At 37.8% G+C, this 20,687-nt stretch carries 20 protein-coding genes; 18 read left to right on the forward strand and 2 right to left on the reverse strand.

The genetic code is table 11. The features are described 5' to 3' along the window. Positions 1–306 precede the first annotated feature (306 nt). The 5 genes from ACFX40_RS18045 to hpf all read left to right on the forward strand — a co-directional run bounded on the left by ACFX40_RS18045 (position 307) and on the right by hpf (position 4,485). Positions 307–993 (forward strand): hypothetical protein, encoded by a 687-nt coding sequence (locus tag ACFX40_RS18045; protein ID WP_377255792.1) that lies wholly within the window; start codon positions 307–309, stop codon positions 991–993. Positions 994–1,194: 201 nt separating this feature from the next. Continuing rightward, positions 1,195–2,985 carry a flagellar filament capping protein FliD gene (fliD, locus tag ACFX40_RS18050; protein ID WP_377255795.1) on the forward strand — a complete coding sequence of 597 codons (1,791 nt, stop codon included), beginning with the start codon at positions 1,195–1,197 and terminating at the stop codon, positions 2,983–2,985. A 16-nt stretch (positions 2,986–3,001) separates the two neighbouring features. Then, complete coding sequence (fliS, locus tag ACFX40_RS18055; protein WP_025752547.1) at positions 3,002–3,403, forward strand: flagellar export chaperone FliS; 402 nt, start codon at positions 3,002–3,004, stop codon at positions 3,401–3,403. 2 nt (positions 3,404–3,405) lie between these two features. Continuing rightward, the gene (gene fliT, locus ACFX40_RS18060) at positions 3,406–3,744 is read left to right on the forward strand and encodes a flagellar protein FliT (RefSeq protein ID WP_098333921.1); all 339 of its coding nucleotides are present in this window, start codon (positions 3,406–3,408) and stop codon (positions 3,742–3,744) included. A 189-nt stretch (positions 3,745–3,933) separates the two neighbouring features. Then, positions 3,934–4,485, forward strand: a complete 552-nt coding sequence (gene hpf / locus ACFX40_RS18065; RefSeq protein WP_013059750.1) for a ribosome hibernation-promoting factor, HPF/YfiA family — start codon at positions 3,934–3,936, stop codon at positions 4,483–4,485. Between the two features lie 71 nt (positions 4,486–4,556). On the opposite strand, the gene ACFX40_RS18070 is transcribed toward hpf, so the two are convergent. Next, entirely contained in the window at positions 4,557–4,958 is a 402-nt protein-coding gene (locus ACFX40_RS18070) for a GNAT family N-acetyltransferase (RefSeq protein ID WP_377255798.1), read from the reverse strand. A gap of 226 nt (positions 4,959–5,184) precedes the next feature. Between ACFX40_RS18070 and secA the strand changes: the two genes are divergently transcribed. From secA to cccB, 6 genes are all read left to right on the forward strand, one after another. Continuing rightward, a complete protein-coding gene (gene secA / locus ACFX40_RS18075) occupies positions 5,185–7,701 on the forward strand; it encodes a preprotein translocase subunit SecA (RefSeq protein ID WP_013059748.1) in 2,517 nt (838 codons plus the stop codon). A 99-nt stretch (positions 7,702–7,800) separates the two neighbouring features. Further along, a protein-coding gene (prfB, locus tag ACFX40_RS18080) for a peptide chain release factor 2 (RefSeq protein ID WP_114324550.1) occupies positions 7,801–8,899 on the forward strand; the annotation gives its coding sequence in 2 pieces (ribosomal slippage) (positions 7,801–7,863 and positions 7,865–8,899; 1,098 coding nt in all). Positions 8,900–9,177: 278 nt separating this feature from the next. Next, on the forward strand, positions 9,178–10,938 hold the full coding sequence (locus tag ACFX40_RS18085; protein WP_377255801.1) for an alkaline phosphatase D family protein: 1,761 nt from the start codon (positions 9,178–9,180) through the stop codon (positions 10,936–10,938). Between the two features lie 26 nt (positions 10,939–10,964). Next, on the forward strand, positions 10,965–11,183 hold the full coding sequence (locus ACFX40_RS18090) for a twin-arginine translocase TatA/TatE family subunit (RefSeq protein ID WP_013059745.1): 219 nt from the start codon (positions 10,965–10,967) through the stop codon (positions 11,181–11,183). Positions 11,184–11,242: 59 nt separating this feature from the next. Continuing rightward, the gene (tatC, locus tag ACFX40_RS18095; RefSeq protein WP_377255803.1) at positions 11,243–11,959 is read left to right on the forward strand and encodes a twin-arginine translocase subunit TatC; all 717 of its coding nucleotides are present in this window, start codon (positions 11,243–11,245) and stop codon (positions 11,957–11,959) included. Between the two features lie 124 nt (positions 11,960–12,083). Further along, positions 12,084–12,398, forward strand: a complete 315-nt coding sequence (gene cccB, locus ACFX40_RS18100; RefSeq protein WP_013059743.1) for a cytochrome c551 — start codon at positions 12,084–12,086, stop codon at positions 12,396–12,398. Between the two features lie 25 nt (positions 12,399–12,423). Here cccB and ACFX40_RS18105 read toward each other — a convergent pair whose 3' ends face one another. Continuing rightward, positions 12,424–12,960: a flavodoxin family protein gene (locus ACFX40_RS18105; protein ID WP_098249438.1), complete on the reverse strand. Its 537-nt coding sequence runs from the start codon at positions 12,958–12,960 to the stop codon at positions 12,424–12,426. Between the two features lie 338 nt (positions 12,961–13,298). Here ACFX40_RS18105 and ftsE point away from each other — a divergent pair, with 338 nt between their 5' ends. The 7 genes from ftsE to ACFX40_RS18140 all read left to right on the forward strand — a co-directional run bounded on the left by ftsE (position 13,299) and on the right by ACFX40_RS18140 (position 20,682). After that, positions 13,299–13,985 (forward strand): cell division ATP-binding protein FtsE, encoded by a 687-nt coding sequence (gene ftsE, locus ACFX40_RS18110; protein ID WP_013085414.1) that lies wholly within the window; start codon positions 13,299–13,301, stop codon positions 13,983–13,985. Then, positions 13,975–14,865 (forward strand): permease-like cell division protein FtsX, encoded by an 891-nt coding sequence (ftsX, locus tag ACFX40_RS18115; protein WP_014457813.1) that lies wholly within the window; start codon positions 13,975–13,977, stop codon positions 14,863–14,865. Before ftsE ends, ftsX begins: the two co-directional genes overlap by 11 nt. Before the next feature lie 160 nt (positions 14,866–15,025). Continuing rightward, positions 15,026–16,234: a murein hydrolase activator EnvC family protein gene (locus ACFX40_RS18120; RefSeq protein ID WP_377255805.1), complete on the forward strand. Its 1,209-nt coding sequence runs from the start codon at positions 15,026–15,028 to the stop codon at positions 16,232–16,234. Between the two features lie 173 nt (positions 16,235–16,407). Next, on the forward strand, positions 16,408–17,847 hold the full coding sequence (locus ACFX40_RS18125) for a S41 family peptidase (protein WP_013059738.1): 1,440 nt from the start codon (positions 16,408–16,410) through the stop codon (positions 17,845–17,847). A 162-nt stretch (positions 17,848–18,009) separates the two neighbouring features. Continuing rightward, a complete protein-coding gene (locus ACFX40_RS18130; RefSeq protein ID WP_377255808.1) occupies positions 18,010–19,200 on the forward strand; it encodes a PDZ domain-containing protein in 1,191 nt (396 codons plus the stop codon). 20 nt (positions 19,201–19,220) lie between these two features. Further along, on the forward strand, positions 19,221–19,451 hold the full coding sequence (locus tag ACFX40_RS18135) for a DUF2198 family protein (protein WP_063611554.1): 231 nt from the start codon (positions 19,221–19,223) through the stop codon (positions 19,449–19,451). A gap of 316 nt (positions 19,452–19,767) precedes the next feature. After that, positions 19,768–20,682, forward strand: a complete 915-nt coding sequence (locus tag ACFX40_RS18140) for a proline dehydrogenase family protein (protein WP_102813382.1) — start codon at positions 19,768–19,770, stop codon at positions 20,680–20,682. Positions 20,683–20,687: the final 5 nt, after the last annotated feature.

Here is a 20,687-nt window from a genome sequence, read left to right on the forward strand (position 1 = left end):
TTATCGAAAGACTATTAGAAAATAAAGTAAATTCTGAAAATATAAATAGAAATTCCTCCCCTTACCTTTATAATAAGCAAGAAGTGTGCCAATTATCAAATTCCTATAAAAATCGACTTTAAGTTACTAAAATTGTCGATTTTTAAGTCAAAAAAGACTCGATTTATTCATTATAGACTTATTCGGCGTTTGGGATGTCTGGTATATACGTACATTTTATACAAGCTTTCGACAACTATCTTATATATCTTGTATGATAAAAGAGAAATCGGTATTATATTCCAAGAAGAATGTTTGAGAGGGTGCGTGTGTTTGAGAAAATTTATAGCTGTTATTTTTCTATTTATTATCCTTTTAGTTGGGTTGTATTTTTTCGTTAGTCCAGTCAGAAATATTGAAAAACTTGATCAGACTGCTTCATTATCTTCACTGGCACAAGAAAAGTCCGCTCATGCGACGTCGCTAGAACTGAACGGAGGCTCTCCTATTTTAGGATACCGATTAAGCGAGAGCGATGTTAATGATTATTTGCGTAGCTACCTTTACGAAAATGATGAAACGGTTGACGGAGCAGAAGCCGAGTTGCTTCCGGAACATATAAAATTTTATATTAATAAACATGTAGTATCTTTTATGGAATCACAGTTTGTAGTTGACGTAACACCAAATGCCGAAAATGGAAAGCTTGTTTTAAAGGTGAATAGCGTGCATTTAGGAAGAATGCCGATTCCGATGTCTCTTGTATGGGATCGCTTAAATATTGATAAGGCTGCTGATGTCACGGTCGATAAAGAAATGAATGAAATTACTCTGCTCAATAATTTGCCAGATTCCATTTCGTTTGAGCAAGCAGATACAACGGATGAATATATAAATTTATCTGCCTCTGTAACCATTGATTCGTTACGAGATATTATAAATCTAGCACCGTACTTTATTCCTAAGGATATTCAAAGAGATTTATCCCAGAAACTGAACTTGTTTGGCCAATAATAAAAAGCTCACTTATTATAGAAAAATAAGTGAGCTTTTTCTATCTTGCACCATTTGACCTATGAAAAAAATGTTTGTTTTACCGATACAAAATAAAGAAGTGTTGAACCTATGAACGAATAAGAAGATTCGAAAAAATGTACTCATATTTTATGGCTAACAGTTGATGAATAGATGAATAAAAAACGGTGGTGATGCTAAGTGGTAAGAGTAAGTGGGTTAGCAAGCGGAATGGATATTGATCAAATCGTTAGTGATTTAATGAAGGCTGAACGAATGCCTATCGATAAAATGAAAAAACAAAAGCAAACGTTAGAGTGGCAGCGAGATGATTATCGCTCAATGAACTTGCTTCTATCAGACTTTAATAATCTCGCTTTTAATATGACCTTGCAGTCTTCTTATTCGTCTAAAACGGTATCTTCAGCAGATGAAACGAAAGTAAAAGCAGCAGCTACTTCCTCAGCAGCAAGTGCTTCTTATACTCTTTCAAACGTGACAATGGCGACTGCTGCGCAGAGTATTAGCGCTAACAGTATTGCTTCTAGTATTGATCCGACGAAAAGCTTGTGGTCTCAACGGAATTCGATGGGAACAGGAGTGTGGACTAAAAAAACAATTGATCAAGCTGCTATAGCGTTAAGTGCTGATACTAGTACAGTAAAACTAGCCAAAGGGTCTCTTTCTGAAGGGAATACTCTGCAGTCTATCTCTGTTACCACCGGAGGTGTGACTAACAGTTATAGCGTGAGAATAGGAACTGAGGCAGGAACAGTTGATCCTAATGAAGTATTTATTAACGCAGACACAGGTGAAATGACATTTGGTACCACATTAACAAGCGGCAGCACAATTGAAGCGTTCTCGTATCAGCAAAATGTATTGAACTTTTCTATTACAACTTATGACAGCAACGGTAAAGCAACGGGTGATAATAAAGATGGCAGTACATCATTTGAGTTTGACGGTTCCACCTCATTAAATACCGTTCTTACACAAATCAGCAACTCAAAAGCAGGCATTTCAGCCTTTTTCGATGAAGGAACAAATAAAGTTGTCATGACTCGTAAAGATACGGGAAATTTATCTTCTGCTGATAGTGCGGATGGTTCAAACATGGTTTTTTTAGGAGGATTTTTGACGGGCTTTTTACAGCTCGCCGGTAATGCCAAAGGAACAGATGCAAAATTTACGCTAAACGGTCTAGAAACAACTCGTAAGTCCAATACATTTACAACGGGAGGCGTTACCTATACCCTTCAAAACAATTTCACAGGAGATGTGCGCGTTAACGTAAGCAATGATACGCAAAAAGTATTTGATACAATTAAAGATTTCGTGACCAAATACAATGAACTGATTGAGAAAATTAATGGAAAGATCACGGAAGAAAGAGACCGAAACTATCAGCCTTTGACTGATGAAGAAAGAGAAAAACTAACGGATAAACAAGCTGAGCAGTGGGATGATAAGGCAAAAAGCGGTTTGTTAAAAGGAGACTCAATTCTATCAAGCGGCCTAAACCAAATGCGTTCCAACTGGTATGCCTCTGTATCAGGAGTGAGCGGAGCATTTTCGCAGCTAACCGACATCGGTATTTCAACTAGTGCAAACTATAGCGATCGAGGCAAGCTAGTCATAGAAGGTGATGGAACTAAATTAAAAGAAGCAATTGAAAAAGATCCGCAGTCTGTCATGGATTTATTTATGAAAAGTGGAAGTACAACAAGTGAAAAAGGGATTGTACGACGTTTACGAGATACGATTACTCAAACCGTATCCAAAGTTGAGCAGCGCGCTGGCCGTTCAACGTGGACAAGTGAACAATTTTTGCTTGGGCGGAATTTAAAAAGCGTAAACAGCCAAATTACTAGTTTTGAAAGCAGGCTCACACAGGTAGAGGACCGGTATTATCGGCAGTTTACAGCAATGGAAAAAGCCATTCAAAATGCAAATGCTCAAAGCGCGCAGTTATCGCAATATTTTAGTTAAGAAGGAGTGAACGTTTATGGCAGCAAATAATCCATATCAAGCGTATCAGCAAGGAGCTGTTCAGACTGCTTCTCCAGGAGAGTTAACGCTTATGCTGTATAACGGGTGTTTAAAATTTATCAAACTTGCACGAACAGGCATACAGGAAAAAAATATTGAGCTGAAAAATACGAATCTGTTAAAGGCACAAAATATTATTCAAGAATTAATGATTACTCTTGATACAAACGTGCAAGTTGCTAAGTCTATGATGGCTATGTATGACTATATTAACCAGTGTTTAATTGAAGCAAATACAAAAAATGACACAGCAAGCTTGGATGAAGCCGAACAATATGTAACAGAATTTCGCGATACGTGGAAGCAAGTTGTGCAGCTTCACCGCCAGCAAGTCCATGGAAGCGGCGGTCAAGCATAAAGATGATTAACGACCTATATCAGCTAACGGATGAGATTTATCGGCTTATTCAAACATTTTCTGACAAAAATCGAGAAGAAGGTATTCAAAAGTTAGAGTATCTTCTATTAAAAAGACGTGACCTCATAGAAAAACTGCCGCCAAAAAATAGGGATAATGAATCGATGGGTAAGAAAATTGTCGAAATGAATAAGGAAATTGATCAAAAACTCATCTTAATTCGGCATCAAATTATGGTAGATCTCCGTTTGCTAAAAGCGAAAAAAAAGCATAATAACAGCTATGTAAACCCTTACGAAATAAAAACGTTTGATGGGATGTTTTACGATAAAAAAAATTAATTCTGCGTAAAAAAATACAACCCTTCTTCTTATGAAGAAGGTCTATTTTTTTGGTTTTTTCATAAACTTTTCTCAGGTTCCATAAATTTTCACTAAATTTTCAAAAAATTTTAATAGTTTAGGAAGGGATTGTGTCGGGTATTGTAGAATTGTAGAGGTATAGCAATGGATTAAAGGAGGAGTTCGAACATGATGTATAACATTCGCGGTGAAAACATTGAGGTGACTCCAGCAATTAGGGAATACGTAGAGAAAAAGCTTGGTAAGTTAGAGCGTTATTTCGACGAAACACCAACTGCTGACGTAAATGTAAACTTAAAAGTCTACAATAACGATCAAAAAATAGAAGTCACAATCCCAATGAATGATCTCGTATTGAGAGCTGAAGAGACACACAGTGATTTATACGCAGCTGTCGATCTTGTCCTAGATAAATTAGAGCGTCAAATTCGTAAACATAAAACAAAAGTAAATCGAAAAATGCGTGAAAAAGGCGCTGAGAAGTATCTGTTCGCAGCATTAGAAAGCGAAGCGAACGTAGCTGTTGCAACTGAAGAAGATGAATTAGAGCTAGTTCGTACAAAACGATTTAACTTAAAACCAATGGATAGCGAAGAGGCTATTTTGCAAATGAATATGTTAGGACATAGTTTCTTTGTATTTACAAACGCTGAGACCAACATTACAAACGTTGTATATCGAAGAAAAGATGGACGATATGGATTGATTGAACCAAACTAAGATTATAGGCTCTCTTAAACAAGAGCAGTAAAGTGAAAGCAGCGTGCCTCCGCACGCTGCTTTTTAGCTGCTTAAAAAAATAGTTCCATCACTACATAGCGCGTAGAAGATTTGGTGAATACACGCGTGGTTTCTTTCATGTTGAACACCTTATAAAAAGAGACTTTATTTTCTCGTGCGTTACACCAGATCTTTCGTACCCCAAGGTTCTTAGCTTCGAGAAAAACCTCTTCTAGTAGACGACTGCCATATCCTTTTCCTTGTTCTTCTTTGAGAGTAGCAAATTTTCGAAATTGAGCTTCATCCCCTGTTATAAATAAAGAAGCAACTGATTTTAACTCTCCTTCTTCAAACAGTCCATAGTGAATGCCTGATAAAGATTTCAGCTGAATATAACTGAAATCTTTATCAGGCCACATGACGGTATGTCGGACTTCCCAAGCTTGTTCTTTTGTAATCAATTGAACGTTCATTCTACATTCCCCTTTTTTATTGTAAGAGTGAGGAAGGGGAAATCACAATAGAAAATAACTCGTTAATAGAGTAGTACTCGTAAAGAGACAGACGAAAAAGGGTACAAGTTGCTACTTGTTTAGCTGCAATGTTACAATTTTACTCAGAATGTTTTATAATGAAAGATACAGATATGAATGAAAATAGTATAAAATGTACTGATTATAAATAGAGGAGCGTTTTAATATGCTTGGATTATTTAAAAAAGTGTTTGACGGCAATCAACGTCAAATCGGCCGTTTAGAAAAAATGGCGGACCAAATTGATGCGTTAGGTCCTGAAATTGCGTCTTTAACGGACGATCAGCTTCGTGAAAAAACAGCTGAATTTCAACAACGCTACCAAAATGGCGAATCGCTCGATAACCTATTAGATGAAGCTTTTGCGGTTGTACGTGAAGCAGCGAAACGTGTGCTAGGCATGTATCCGTACAAAGTTCAGCTAATGGGTGGTATTTCTCTGCATGAAGGGAATATCTCGGAAATGAAAACGGGTGAAGGTAAAACGTTGACAGCTACTATGCCTGTGTACTTAAACGCTATTACAGGAAAAGGTGTACATGTAGTAACAGTCAATGAATACTTAGCGAGCCGTGATGCTAGTGAAATGGGTCGTTTATATGAATTCCTAGGCTTGAAAGTAGGGTTAAATTTAAACCATTTAACGCGTGAAGAAAAGCAAGAAGCATATGCAGCCGATATTACGTATAGTACAAATAATGAACTAGGATTTGACTATTTACGTGATAACATGGTGCTTTACAAAGAACAAATGGTTCAACGTCCGCTTCATTTTGCCGTAATCGATGAAGTTGACTCTATCTTAATTGATGAAGCACGTACGCCGCTTATTATATCCGGCAGCGCACAGAAATCGACTGCTCTTTATATTCAAGCTAATGCATTCGTTCGCACGCTTGATAAAGAAACCGATTTTACTTTTGATATCAAAACAAAAAGCGTTCAGCTAACCGAAGAAGGTATGTCAAAAGCCGAGCGCGCATTTGGCATTGAAAACTTATTTGATATTTCACACGTAGCGCTAAACCATCACATCAACCAAGCGCTTAAAGCACATGTAACGATGCAAAATGATGTGGATTATGTAATTGATGAAGATCAAGTCGTAATCGTTGACCAATTTACTGGTCGTTTAATGAAAGGAAGACGTTTTAGCGACGGCTTGCATCAAGCTATCGAAGCTAAAGAGAACGTTGAGATTCAAAACGAAAGCATGACGTTAGCTACAATTACATTCCAAAACTACTTCCGTATGTATGAAAAATTATCAGGTATGACGGGTACAGCTAAAACGGAAGAAGAAGAATTCCGTAATATCTACAACATGCACGTTGTTGTTATTCCGACAAACAAGCCAATTTCACGTGATGATAAAGCGGATTTAATTTATAAGTCAATGGAAGGCAAGTTTAATGCGGTAGTAGAAGATATTGCCGAGCGCCACGCAAAAGGGCAGCCTGTTCTTGTTGGTACAGTTGCGATCGAAACATCTGAAGTTTTATCAGCTTTATTAAAGAAAAAAGGCATTCGTCATCACGTGTTAAATGCAAAACAGCATGAGCGTGAAGCGGATATTATTGAAAATGCGGGTCACAAAGGTGCGGTAACAATCGCAACGAATATGGCTGGTCGTGGTACGGATATCAAACTAGGTGAAGGTGTCGTTGAAGCTGGCGGTCTTGCTGTAATTGGTACAGAGCGTCATGAATCACGCCGTATTGATAATCAGCTTCGCGGACGTGCTGGACGTCAAGGTGATCCAGGGGTATCTCAATTCTATCTATCCATGGAAGATGAATTAATGCGCCGATTTGGTTCAGATAATATGATGGCAATGATGGATCGCCTTGGTATGGATGACTCACAGCCAATTCAAAGTAAAATTGTAACAAGAGCTGTTGAATCCGCTCAAAAACGCGTTGAAGGTAATAACTTCGATGCGCGTAAACAATTGCTTCAATATGATGACGTGCTTCGTCAACAGCGTGAAGTTATTTACAAACAGCGCTTTGAAGTGCTTGATTCAGACAACCTGCGTGCGATTGTAGAACGTATGATTGAATCAACTCTACAGCGTGTGGTTGAAGTAAACACGCCGCGTGAAGAATTAGAAGAGGAATGGAATTTACAAGCGATTATTGATTACGTAAATGCTAATGTTCTTGAGGAAGGTGAAGTCACAGAAGAAGATCTTCGCCGTAAAGAGCCTGAAGAAATGGTAGAACTGCTGGTAGATCATGCAAAAGCTCGTTATAATGAAAAAGAAGAGCAGCTCCCTGAAGAACAAATGCGTGAATTTGAAAAAGTTGTTGTTCTTAGAGCAGTTGATTCTAAATGGATGGATCATATTGATACGATGGATCAGCTTCGCCAAGGTATCCACCTTCGTGCGTACGGCCAAACAGATCCTCTTCGCGAATACCAAATGGAAGGTTTTGCGATGTTTGAAAATATGATTGCAACCATTGAAGAAGAAGTGACGAAGTATATCATGAAAGCAGAAATTAACAACAACCTTGAGCGTCAAGAGGTAGCGCAAGGTCAGGCGGCTGTTCATCCAAAAGAAGGAGACGCGCCGGCTAAGAAGAAGCCAAAAGTAAATGCAATAGAAGTTGGCCGAAATGATCCTTGTATCTGCGGAAGTGGCAAAAAGTATAAAAACTGCTGCGGTAAAGAATCATAAAGTAAGAGTCAATTAGTATAGAATGAATTAGTACAGGAAGGAAATGAGTCTTCTCATTTCCTTCCTGTGCGTCAAAAATAAAATAGAGGTGTTCAACTCATGGATTTAGTAGAAATTAAGCAAGAACTTGACAAAACAGCTAAGCGATTAGCGGACTTTAGGGGGTCTCTTTGACCTCGATACAAAACAAGCTCGTATCGATGAATTAGATGAGACTATGGCTGATCCAAATTTTTGGAATGACCAGCAGGCAGCTCAGACTGTTATTAATGAAGCCAATGGTTTGAAAGATGCAGTAAATCAATTTAACCACTTGGATGAAACATATGAAAATTTACAAGTGTCTCATGAACTTGTAAAAGAAGAATACGATGAAGATTTAGCAGAAGAACTAGTTAGTGAATTAAAAGAGCTTATATCAGGCATGAATGACTTTGAATTACAGCTGCTTTTAAGCGAGCCGTATGATAAAAATAATGCCATTTTAGAACTGCACCCAGGTGCTGGTGGAACAGAATCACAGGATTGGGGTTCAATGTTACTACGTATGTATACGCGTTGGGCAGAGAAAAAAGGTTTCAAAGTAGAAACGCTTGATTACTTACCTGGAGATGAAGCTGGTATTAAAAGTGTAACGCTTTTAATTAAAGGTCATAATGCGTACGGGTATTTAAAAGCTGAAAAAGGCGTTCATCGTCTCGTTCGTATTTCTCCGTTTGATTCATCAGGCCGTCGTCATACGTCATTCGTATCGTGCGACATAATGCCGGAATTTAACGATGAAATTTCAATTGATATTCGTACGGAAGATTTGAAGGTTGATACGTATCGTGCAAGCGGTGCCGGAGGTCAGCATATCAATACAACAGATTCAGCTGTTCGTATTACTCACCTTCCAACTAATGTAGTCGTATCTTGTCAGACGGAACGTTCACAAATTAAAAACCGTGAGCAAGCAATGAAGATGTTAAAATCTAAGCTGTATCAATTAGAAATCGAAAAGCAGCAAGAACAGCTAGCTGAAATTCGCGGAGAACAAAAAGATATTGGGTGGGGAAGTCAAATACGTTCTTACGTATTCCATCCGTATTCATTAGTAAAAGATCACCGCACAAATACGGAAGTCGGAAACACGCAAAGCGTAATGGATGGAGATTTAGATCCGTTTATCGATGCGTATTTACGTTCTCATATTTAATCAAAAGGCAGCATACCTAGGTATGCTGCCTTTTTTTAGTTGTTGGGACTTTGTAAAATTTGGATGAAGAAAAACGAGCGTAAAGAACTATTGTTAAAAAGAAAATTAAGAAAATGCAGAAATTTAAAGGTTACTGTCGTCAGTTCTCTTATTTTGTCAATGAAATAAAATGGTTAAAAATACCTGTTCTGCGGTAAGTGCTTCTTTACAATCCTTTATACCCCTTTTACAAACAGTGTTTATAATTTGAGCTAAATCATGAGGAAGGGGCATGTGCAATGGAAAATAAATCGTTAAACGAATTAATAGAGCAAGTGAAACAGAATAGTTTTTCTTCGAGTAAAGGGTTTGACAGACGGCGTTTTTTACAAGGAGCTGGAAAAGTAGCGGGAGTATCACTTGGCTTAACAATTGCTCAGTCTATTGGTTTAAATGCAGTAGAAGTTTCAGCTGCAGCGCCTAAATTTTCAAGTTATCCGTTCACTCTAGGCGTCGCATCAGGAGATCCTTTAGCAGATAGTATTGTCCTTTGGACAAGATTAGCACCAGACCCATTGAGTGGCGGGGGAATGCCTAATCAACCTATTCCAGTAAAATGGGAGCTTAGTGAAGATGAAGACTTTCATCGAATTGTCAAACGAGGAACAGAAGTGGCTAGACCTGAACTTGCTCATTCGGTTCACGTTGATGTAAAAGGATTAAAGCCAAGTCATATTTATTATTATCGATTTAAAAGCGGCCATGAGTTAAGCCCGGTCGGAAAAACAAAAACACTTCCTTCAGCAAATGCAGAGGTAGCCAGCATGACGTTTGCATTCGCTTCGTGTCAGCAATATGAACATGGGTACTTTACAGCCTATGAGCATATGGTTAAAGAACAATTAGATTTTGTTGTTCATTTGGGTGATTACATCTATGAATATGGACCAAACGAGTACGTGGCTGCAAGCGGAAATGTTCGTACTCACAGCAGCGCAGAAATTCAAACGCTGCAAGACTATCGAAACAGGCATGCTCAGTACAGGTCAGATGCCAATTTGAAGTCTGCTCACGCTGCTTTTCCATGGATTGTGACGTGGGATGATCATGAAGTAGAAAACAATTATGCAAATGTAATTCCTGAAAAAGGCCAATCAGTAGAAGCATTTATTCAACGCCGTGCTGCAGCTTATCAAGCTTATTACGAACACATGCCTTTGCGTCAAACATCCTTGCCTCACGGAGCGGATATGAGATTATATCGTGACTTTTCATATGGAAAATTAGCTTCTTTTCAAGTGTTGGATACACGTCAATACAGAGACGATCAAGCAAACGGAGACGGAACAAAGCCGCAAACGCCAGAATCACTTGATCCCAAACGTACGCTATTGGGGAGTGAACAAGAAAAATGGCTGTTTACTAATCTTGAAAAGTCAGCGTGTCACTGGAACGTACTGGCTCAACAAATTTTCTTTGCGCCAAGAAAATTTGGAACGGTGGCTAAGCCTACATACAGCATGGATGCATGGGATGGGTATACGGCGAATCGTCAGCGCGTCATTGATTTTATTGAAAAGAAAAAGTTGGACAACGTCATTGTACTAACTGGAGATGTACACGCTAACTGGGCTTCTAATTTACACACGGATTTTGCCAATCTTAATTCTAGAATTATTGGTGCAGAGTTCGTCGGCACCTCCATCACTTCCGGAGGGAACGGAGCAGATAAAAGAGCAGACACGGATAAAATTTTAAGTCAAAATCCCCACCTCACATTTTTTAATGATTACAGAGGATATGTAAGGTGTACGGTAACTCCTGATATATGGCAAGCTGATTATCGCGTTATGCCTTTTGTAACAGAACCTGGTGCAGAAATTTCAACTCGAGCTTCCTTTCAATATAAAAAAGATGGAAAAGGTATGACGGAAGTTGAAGTAAATAACGTGCCGCGTGGACTAAAGATTTCTAAGGAAGTAGAGGAAGATCGTATGCGGGCACACGGGAAAGCACATGAAAAACAAGAGTTGAAAAAGAAAGAAAAAGTCCAGCAGTAAACTGAGTAAGGAAAAGGAGGTCAAGTATGTTTTCTAATATTGGAATCCCTGGTTTGGTTATTATTTTAGTCATTGCCTTAATAATTTTTGGACCGTCTAAGCTGCCGGAAGTTGGACGAGCGTTTGGACGAACATTAACTGAATTTAAAGGAGCAGCAAAAGGGCTCGTATCAGATGATGAAAGTGTGAAAGAAAAGCAAACCGCAACCGTTTCTGAACAAAAAGAGAATGAATCTACATTGTAAGTAAGGAAATAGACGAGGAAACTCGTCTATTTCTACTTGTCAGAAAGGAGAGAAATACAATGGGAGAAATGAGCTTGATGGAGCACCTTGAAGAATTGCGTGTTCGTATCATTAAAACACTTTGTGCATTTGTAGTTTTACTTATTGTCAGTTTTGTATTTGTACAAGATATTTATCAGTGGCTAGTGAAAGATTTGGACGGCAAGCTTGCGGTACTTGGACCAAGTGAAATCGTATGGATTTATATGGTGATTGCATTTGTTTTTGCGCTTGCTTTTACACTTCCAGTAGCTGCTTATCAAGTATTTCGGTTTGTTTCACCTGGGTTAAAAAAGGAAGAATATAAGGTTCTACTTACCTTCATTCCATTCTTTTTTCTTTTGTTTGTAAGCGGGTTGGGATTCGGTTATTTTGTTTTATTTCCAATGGTTTTAGCATTTTTAACGGGCTTGTCGAATGATCAGTTTTCACTGATGTTTACGGCGGAGCATTATTTTCGTTTTATGCTTAATCTTTGTTTACCATTTGGTTTTTTATTTGAAATGCCTTTAGTTGTCTTGTTCTTAACGCGTCTAGGGGTTCTAAATCCATTAAGGTTAGCTAGAGCAAGGAAGCTATCATATTTTGCTTTAATTGTGATATCCGTACTTATTACTCCTCCTGATTTTATTTCGGATATTTTAGTCATTGTCCCGCTGCTTCTTTTATATGAGCTCAGTGTGACAATTTCGCGCGTAGTATACAAAAAACGTTTAGGAAACGAATCAATTGCTTAATCGTATACATAAGTGTGATGAGAAAATTCATGGAATTGAAACAAAGTCCTTGTAAACAGAGTGTTTTAAACATTCTGGAGTAGGTTATAATAGAGTGAAAACTCTACAGTAAGGGGGAGAAGGCTTGAAAAAAGTATTACTGACGTTAACAATCGGTCTAGCGCTTGTTTTGTCTGCGTGCGGCGGAGGAAGCTCTAAAAATGAATCTGCTGGTGAATCTTCAGCGAGTGCAGAAGACATTGTGAAGAAAAACTGTACAGGCTGTCACGGAGTAGATTTAGGAGGAGCAAATGGGCCGAGCTTGCAGCATGTAGGCAGCAAGCACTCAGAAGCTGAAATTGAAAACATTATTAACAATGGTCAAGGCGGCATGCCAAAGGGACTAATCAATGAAGAAGATGCCAAAAAAGTTGCTGCTTGGCTGGCAAAGAAAAAATAAGACGGATATCCGTCTTATTTTTGTGTTAAAGCTGCTTTAATTCTTGGTTTAAGACAATGGCTTGCTGTTGAGCTTTGACATCTTTTGCTATGTCTCCAGGTGCATTGGCTTCTCCAATGATGTATCCGCTAAAGGAAGAGCCAATAAAATCGACAATGTATTGAAATTGCATAATAAGAGGAAGAGCTTTTACAGATGCGCCTGTGCCCCCTACTACTAATACATACACGCGCTTATTTTTCATTTGTTCTTTAAAGTTGATTGTCGAATCTCTAAGACTTTCAGACCAACGATCCACAAAGTTCTTCATTAATCCGCTCATACCGTACCAGTAAAGAGGCGTAACAAATAAAATAGTGTCGTGCACTGCCATCTTTTTCGCTATATCATAATAATCATCTTGTTGATTGGTAAACCCAAGTTCATCGTGACGCATATCAGTAATGTGGTTAATGGTATGCCGGCGCAAGTAAACTTCTTCCGTATTGATATCTTTTAAGACTGCTTTAGCTAATTCCTCCGTATTTCCGTTTTCTCGTGAACTTCCATAAATGGTGATCATGTTATCCCTCCTCATCGTTTTTCTTATTTATCATACCTTGTTTGTAAAAAAAGTAGACATGAATGTGCTTTGTCTAACGATATTCGTAAAAAATGAACAGCAAAAAACAACAGAATTAAAAATAAGGATAAATTCTCATACCTTGCTAAAAATATCCTACTTATGTCATATTTGAAATAAAAATGTAATATTTTTGGGGCTTATTTTCACGAAGAGTGATGTTATAATGAGAAAGCGCGTGAGAAGAGTCGAATTTTTGGTTTGGATTGTAGAGTTTTGTCGTATTTTGACAAGTTTTACATAGTATTAAAATAACACACTTGATTAGGTGATTACTTATGATTGAAATGCAAAATGTATATAAAACGTATCCGAACGGTGTAAAAGCAATCAATGGCATTAGCATCAAGATTAATCAAGGTGAGTTTGCTTATATCGTAGGACCAAGTGGAGCAGGAAAATCCACTTTTATTAAAATGATGTATCGTGAAGAAAAGCCTTCTTCAGGAAATATCATTGTAAACGGTGCAAATGTAGCAAAAATAAAAGATAGCAGAGTTCCTATCTTTAGACGTCATATTGGTGTAGTCTTTCAAGATTTCAAGCTGCTTCCAAAATTAACGGTCTATGAAAACATTGCTTTTGCACTAGAAGTAATTGAGCAAAGTCCCGAAGAAATTAAAAAGCGAGTGCTAGAGGTGCTAGAACTTGTTAAGTTAAAGGGTAAAATGGATTCTTTCCCTGATGAATTATCTGGAGGAGAGCAGCAGCGTGTGTCTATTGCGCGTTCAATTGTGAATAGTCCGAAGGTTGTCATCGCCGATGAACCGACAGGGAACCTTGATCCGGAGACTTCATGGGAAATCATGGATATTTTTGAGGAGATTAATAAACGCGGTACGACTATTTTAATGGCAACGCATAACCGTGAAATTGTAAATACAATTCGAAAGCGTGTAATTGCGATTGAAAATGGAAATGTTGTGCGTGATGAAGTAAGAGGTGAATACGGATATGAAGGCTAGGACATTCGGTCGCCACTTACGTGAAGGATCTAAAAGTTTAGGAAGAAACGGCTGGATGACATTCGCATCTGCAAGTGCGGTTACCGTGACGCTCTTGCTTGTAGGCGTATTTTTTATGTTGATGATGAATTTAAACCACATTGCTAAATTAATTGAAAATGATGTGGAAATTCGCGTTCACGTTGATGCTGCAGCGACAGCGGATGATCGAAAAGCAATGAAAGAAAAGCTAGATGCAATTAAGCAAGTTGATACGGTGACGTTTTCTTCTAAAGATAAAGAGTTAAAAGATTTAATTAATAGTATGGGTGATGAAGGACAAGCTTTTGAACCGTTTGAACAGCAAAACCCATTAAATGATGTGTTTGTTGTTAAAACAAAAGAGCCGACTGATGTCGCAAAAGTAGCTAAACAAATTGAGAAATATCCGTATGCAGCAAAAGTTCAATACGGACAAGATCAAGTTGAAAAGTTATTTAAAGTGCTGAAAGTAGCTCGTAATATCGGAGTAGTACTGATTTTAGGGCTTCTATTTACAGCGATGTTCCTCATTTCAAATACAATTAAAATTACGATTGTAGCTCGCCGTGAAGAGATTGAAATTATGCGCTTAGTTGGAGCCACAAACTCCTTTATTCGCTGGCCGTTCTTTATTGAAGGTCTGTTTTTAGGAGTGCTTGGTTCTATTGTGCCAATTGCTGTTATTATCGGTGTGTACAGCGTTTTATATAATGAAGTTCAGCCTAAGTTCGATGGATTCTTTGAACTTTTACCTGCCTTTCCATTCGTGCTTCAAGTGTCGCTATTACTACTTGTAATCGGTGGTCTAATTGGGATGTGGGGAAGTACATTATCCATCCGTAAATTCTTACGAAAATAAGAATAGATTTTTAACATAATAGATTACAACAACCTCACATTTGATGTTTATCAAATGTGAGGTTGTTGTGTAATTACACATAAAAATAGAAAAAAGTGCTAATGGGGGTCTTGCTAATGCCCGTTTATACGGGGAAATATGTGCAAATGGGGAGAAACAAATGACACGTAAGACATTAGTAATGACAGCAGCAGTTTTAGTTGGACTAGGTACAGCTTGGATAGGTAATGAAAAAGTTGCTTATGCAGAAAGTGCCAGCACTACTAAACTCAGTGATTTAGAGAAAAAAAGTAACGATGTGAACCAAAATATTAATCAAAATAAAGAGAAATTAAAAGAAGTTCAAGAACAGCAAAAAAACGAAGAAGCTGAGATTGCGCGTTTGGATTCAGAAGTCGGACAGACAAATGCAGACATCCGCAGCCGTGAAGCTGAAGTAGAAAAAGCAAAGCAAGACATCGAAAAGCTGAAAAATGAAATTGACGTTGTAAAAAAAAGAATTGAAAAACGAAATGAGCTATTAAAAAAGCGTGCTCGTGCTTTACAAGAAAATGGCGGGTCTGTGGATTACATAGATGTACTGCTAGGCTCTGAAAGCTTCGGAGACTTTATTAGCAGAGTGAGCGCGGTTTCGACAATTGTAGGGGCTGACCGTGATTTGTTAATGCAGCATGAAGCCGATAAAAAGGCAAAAGAAGAGAAAGAAACAAAAGTTCAAAACAAGCTAACGGAAGTAAGTCAAGCGCTTGAAGAACTTAAAAATCTTCGTGCGCAGCTGCAAAGACAAGTGGATGAAAAGAATCAGCTCATGCAAACGCTCAAAGATCAGGAAAAAGAATTTAATGAAGAAGCCGTTGGATTAGAAGAGCAAGCTTCTATTTTAGCTGATCAAAAAAATGCAGCACAAGCTCAACAGCAAGAAATTGAAAAAGCCGGGGCAACAGAGGAGGCACCCCCTGTTACAAGCGGGTCGTTTATGAGGCCGGCAAAGGGCCCGGTAACATCTCATTTTGGGTATCGAGAAACGTTTGGAAGAGGACACTACGGTATTGATATTGGAAAGCGAGGAGAAAGTGTGCCAGTTGTAGCCGCAGCAAGCGGAAAGGTAATTAGAGCATATCATTCTTCTTCTTTTGGTAATGCCGTATTTATTCGTCACAATGTAGAAGGTCAGACGTGGGTTACAGTTTATGCTCATTTAGAGAGCTACAGCGTCTCAAGCGGTCAATCTATCAATAAAGGTCAACAATTAGGTTATATAGGGAACACAGGACGTTCGTTTGGTGCTCACCTGCATTTTGAATTGCATAAAGGCGATTGGAAAGGTAAAAGTTCCGCTGTAAACCCTGAAAGTTATATTAAATTTTAAGTTCCTAGCATACGTGGTACAAGCTCAACATATAGTTTAACAAAAAGGCATCGCACTTGATTTGTGTGGTGCCTTTTGCTACAAATAACACATGCATCCTTTTTATTACATAGTTTTGGTTGTATCTATTATAATAAGAAGAGATGGCTTAAGGTTGAGGAGGATGAAAGAACTTGAATCGGAAAATCGTTGCACTATTAATGGCACTCTCCTTAGTTGTTGGAGCAGCAGGTACATATTTTGGCATTCAGTATGCAAATGCTGGAACGGTCAGTACCCCCCTTACAACTTCTTCAAATGATAGTAAAGTGGAAAAGGAAGAGCTAGACAAAATCAAGCAAGCTTATGAACTGATATCTTCAAAATATTACAAAGATGTAGATGACAAAAAATTATTAGATGGCGCAATCCAAGGGATGGTACAAACCTTAGGAGACCCTCACTCATCTTACATGGATAAGAAAACGGCACAGCAATTCACGCAGTCTCTTGATTCATCGTTTGAGGGAATTGGCGCTGAAGTAAGCATGGTAGATGGAAAAGTAACAATTGTAGCTCCGTTTAAACAATCTCCTGCGGAAAAAGCAGGATTAAAACCAAATGATCAGATTTTAAAGATCGATGGTAAAAGTATCGCGGGTCTGGAATTGAATGAAGCAGTATTAAAAATTCGCGGTAAAAAAGGCTCTACCGTGACATTAGATGTTCAACGACCGGGCGTGAAAGAAACGATGAAAGTAAAAGTTGTAAGAGATGAGATTCCAATTGAAACCGTCTATTCTTCTGTTAAAAATGTAAACAATAAAAAAATTGGATACATGGAAATTACGTCATTCTCTGAATCAACGGGAGACGAATTTACGAAACAGTTGAAAAAACTTGAAAATAAAAATATTGATGGCTTAGTTCTAGACGTTCGGGGAAATCCTGGTGGCTATTTAACGAGCGTTGAAAAAATGCTTGATAAATTAGTAACGAATAAAAAGCCATATATTCAGATTGAAGATCGTAACGGTGAACGTCAAAAAGTGGTTTCTTCAATGAAAAAGCAAAAGGATTATCCAATTGTGGCCTTGATTGATGGAGGGAGTGCATCCGCTTCTGAAATTCTTGCCGGGGCATTAAAAGAAGCAGGAGGATACAAGCTAGTCGGTGAAAAATCCTATGGAAAAGGAACCGTTCAACAAGCTGTTCCGATGGAAGACGGCAGTAATTTAAAATTAACGTTCTATAAATGGCTAACGCCTGATGGAAACTGGATTAACGAAAAAGGTATAAAACCAACGGTAGAAGTCAAGCAGCCGGATTATTATTATGCAAATCCAATTCAAGTTGATAAAAAGCCATTAACACGTGATATGACAGGTGACCAAGTGAAGAATGCTCAAGTGATGCTAAAAGGCCTTGGCTTTGAACCTGGACGTACAGACGGATATTTTAGTAAAGAGACAGAAACAGCTGTAACTGCATTCCAAAAAGCCAATAAGCAAAAAGCTACTGGTGAAATCGATGAAGATACAGCAGCGCTTTTACAAACAAAACTTCTAGAAAAAATTAAATCAAAAGATGAAGATCGTCAGCTTCAAACGGCTTTAAAGCTAGCTAGTCAATAAGAAGTAGAAAAAGTTCCGTGCTTTTCCAAAGCACGGAACTTTTTTAGTAAAAACAACATTGTCGGTTAGTGATGCATTTTGATAAAATAAAGAAGCCTATGATACATAACAATCAATCGTAAATGTTGTAATAAAAATGTGAAAAATACAGGTGGTGAAAAAATGGATTTTGCATTAGAGCTCTTAAAAGGTATCGGGCGTTTGTTTTTACATCCGTTAACTTATCTATTTCTGCTCGTCTCGTTTTTTGTAGGTCTTTCTCGCGTCAAGAGAGAGCGTCAGAATTTTCATGTTCGCGTGTTTGATTTTATTTTAGAAGCAAAATATTTATTTTTTCCAGGTATCATTATTGGGTTGATTTTATCCGTTGTTACCGTGTTGCTAGGTGTCTGTGTATCTATAGGAATGATTGTACTTGTAGCTGTTTTAACTTTTATCATAAGCGGTCCGTGGACGTTTAAATGGCTTTCTCCTTCTTACACCGTAGGACTGGCTGTGCTTGCAACCTTGCTTATTCCGGCATCTGGTTTCGGTGAAGGATTTATTCAAACGTGGTCTGTGCAAGCTCATAACGCAGATTTACCTTCTCTGACTATTTTAATGTCTCTGCTTGTATTAGCAGAAGGATATTTAATTTGGAAATTTGGAGCAAAAGGTACGTCTCCAGCCATTGTGAAAAGTAAAAGAGGGCAGGAAATTGGAGCTCATTACTCTCAAAAATTATGGGTTGTCCCGCTTTTTGTCTTAATTCCAGGCAGCGCCATTACGTCTGTGTTTCCATGGTGGCCTGTGTTATCTATTGATGGAACATCATTTAGCCTGTTTTTTGTTCCTTTTGCTATCGGTTTTTATCAGCGAATTCAAAGTATGGTGCCGTTTAAATCTATTGAATTTACTGGTAAGCGTGTATTAGCATTAGGCGTGGGATTAACGATCATTACGATTGCTGCTATTTTTTATCCTCTTGCCGCTGTAGCTGTTGTTATTCTAGCGATCATAGGAAGAGAGTGGATTCGTTTGCAGCAGCGTCGAAGCGATGAAAAAGCGCCCGCACTATTTACTAAGCGTACACAAGGTTTGGTTGTATTAGGAATCATCCCTCATTCTCCGGCAGAGAAAATGGGTTTGAAAGTAGGAGAAGTGATTATTAAGGTAAATGGAATCGCTGTATCTGAAGTCCATAAATTTTATGAAGCATTACAAGTTAATAACCGTGCTTTTTGTAAGCTAGAAGTTATTGACGAAAATGGAGAAGTTCGCTTTACTCAGCGAGCATTGTATGACAATGAACATCATGAACTAGGTATTTTGTTTGTACACAATTATACAAAACGTGATTCACAAGCTGGTTAAAAGACGGATAAAAAGGAGAAATGTTTGTGGAAGTCAAAACGATTGCCGCAGTTTTTCTACCCGCCATATTGCTTCTTCTGTTTGCTAGAGTAACATATAACTTATATGTTGCCACAGCGCTGACGCTTTTGTTGATAGCTGTTTCTGTATATAAAGGGTACGCAGATTATCCGCTTATTATTTTAATAGATTTACTTTCAGCAGCCATCGGTTTTATATATGCAAAAAGCATGCTAGCAGCTGGAAAATAAAGATTGTTGGTTTGATGATAAGTTAATCGCTTATTATTAAACTGTACACAAAAGCTCTCTACACAACGTGGAGAGCTTTTGTGTGTAAAAAAGTGAGTTAGAACTTATAACAATATTGTTTCGGTTTATTTAATGAGCGAGTATAATCAAATTAATTAGACAAATATGTTTATGGATAAAACATTTCTGTACACTTATGTATAAATTTATTTAAATAAGTGTACAGAAATGTGAGAAGGGTATAGAAAAATAAAATTATTAATCTGAAAATTTAGTTTATTTTTAATTTTAAAAAATAAAAGGAGGTTTAGGATTGATGGAAGTATTAATGAGAACGATGTTTCAGTCGCTTGGCAAAAATCATTCAATGAACAAATTAGCTAAAAAGTATGGATTGAGGATGGGGGCAGCTCGTTTTGTTGCTGGAGACTCAACCGAATCAGCAATTCAAACATCTAAGGAGCTTAACAATAGTGGAAAAGTTGTTACACTTGATCATTTAGGAGAATTTGTTTTTACAGAAGAGGAAGCCAGGTTGTCTACTGCCATGTGCATTCAGACACTAGAAGCCATTGCAGAATCGGGCGTTCAATCAAATTTATCATTAAAGATGACTTCTTTAGGATTGGATATTAGCAAAGAGCTTTGTATGGAAAATATGCGCAGAATTCTACACACGGCCAGAATGAATAATATTTTTGTTCGAATTGATATGGAAGACTACTTGCACTGCCAAATCTCCCTTGATATGTATAAAGAATTACGCAAAGAATTTGATAATGTTGGAATTGTGATTCAAGCGTATCTTTATCGTACAGAACAAGATATGAATGACTTACATCAATATCAAGCTAATTTACGTCTAGTAAAAGGAGCTTATAAAGAATCACCAGAAGTATCATTTCCAGAAAAGAAAGACGTAGATGAAAACTATAAAAAAATCATTAAAATGCATTTATTAAATGGTCACTATACAGCTGTAGCAAGTCATGATGAAGAAATGATTCAGTACACAAAACGATTAGTAAGAGAAAATGGTATTTCACATGACCAATTTGAGTTCCAAATGCTTTATGGAATTTGCGTAGAGCTGCAGGACCGTCTAGTAAAAGAAGGATATAAAGTCAGGGTTTATGTTCCTTACGGCATTGATTGGTTTGGGTATTTCATGAGACGCCTAGCTGAGCGTCCCGCCAACGTATGGTTCGTGCTGAAAAACTTCGCGAAATAAATTTC

Origin of the sequence: Priestia sp. YIM B13552, assembly GCF_042787775.1 — a bacterium.
Classification (GTDB): Bacteria; Bacillota; Bacilli; order Bacillales; family Bacillaceae_H; genus Priestia; species Priestia megaterium_E.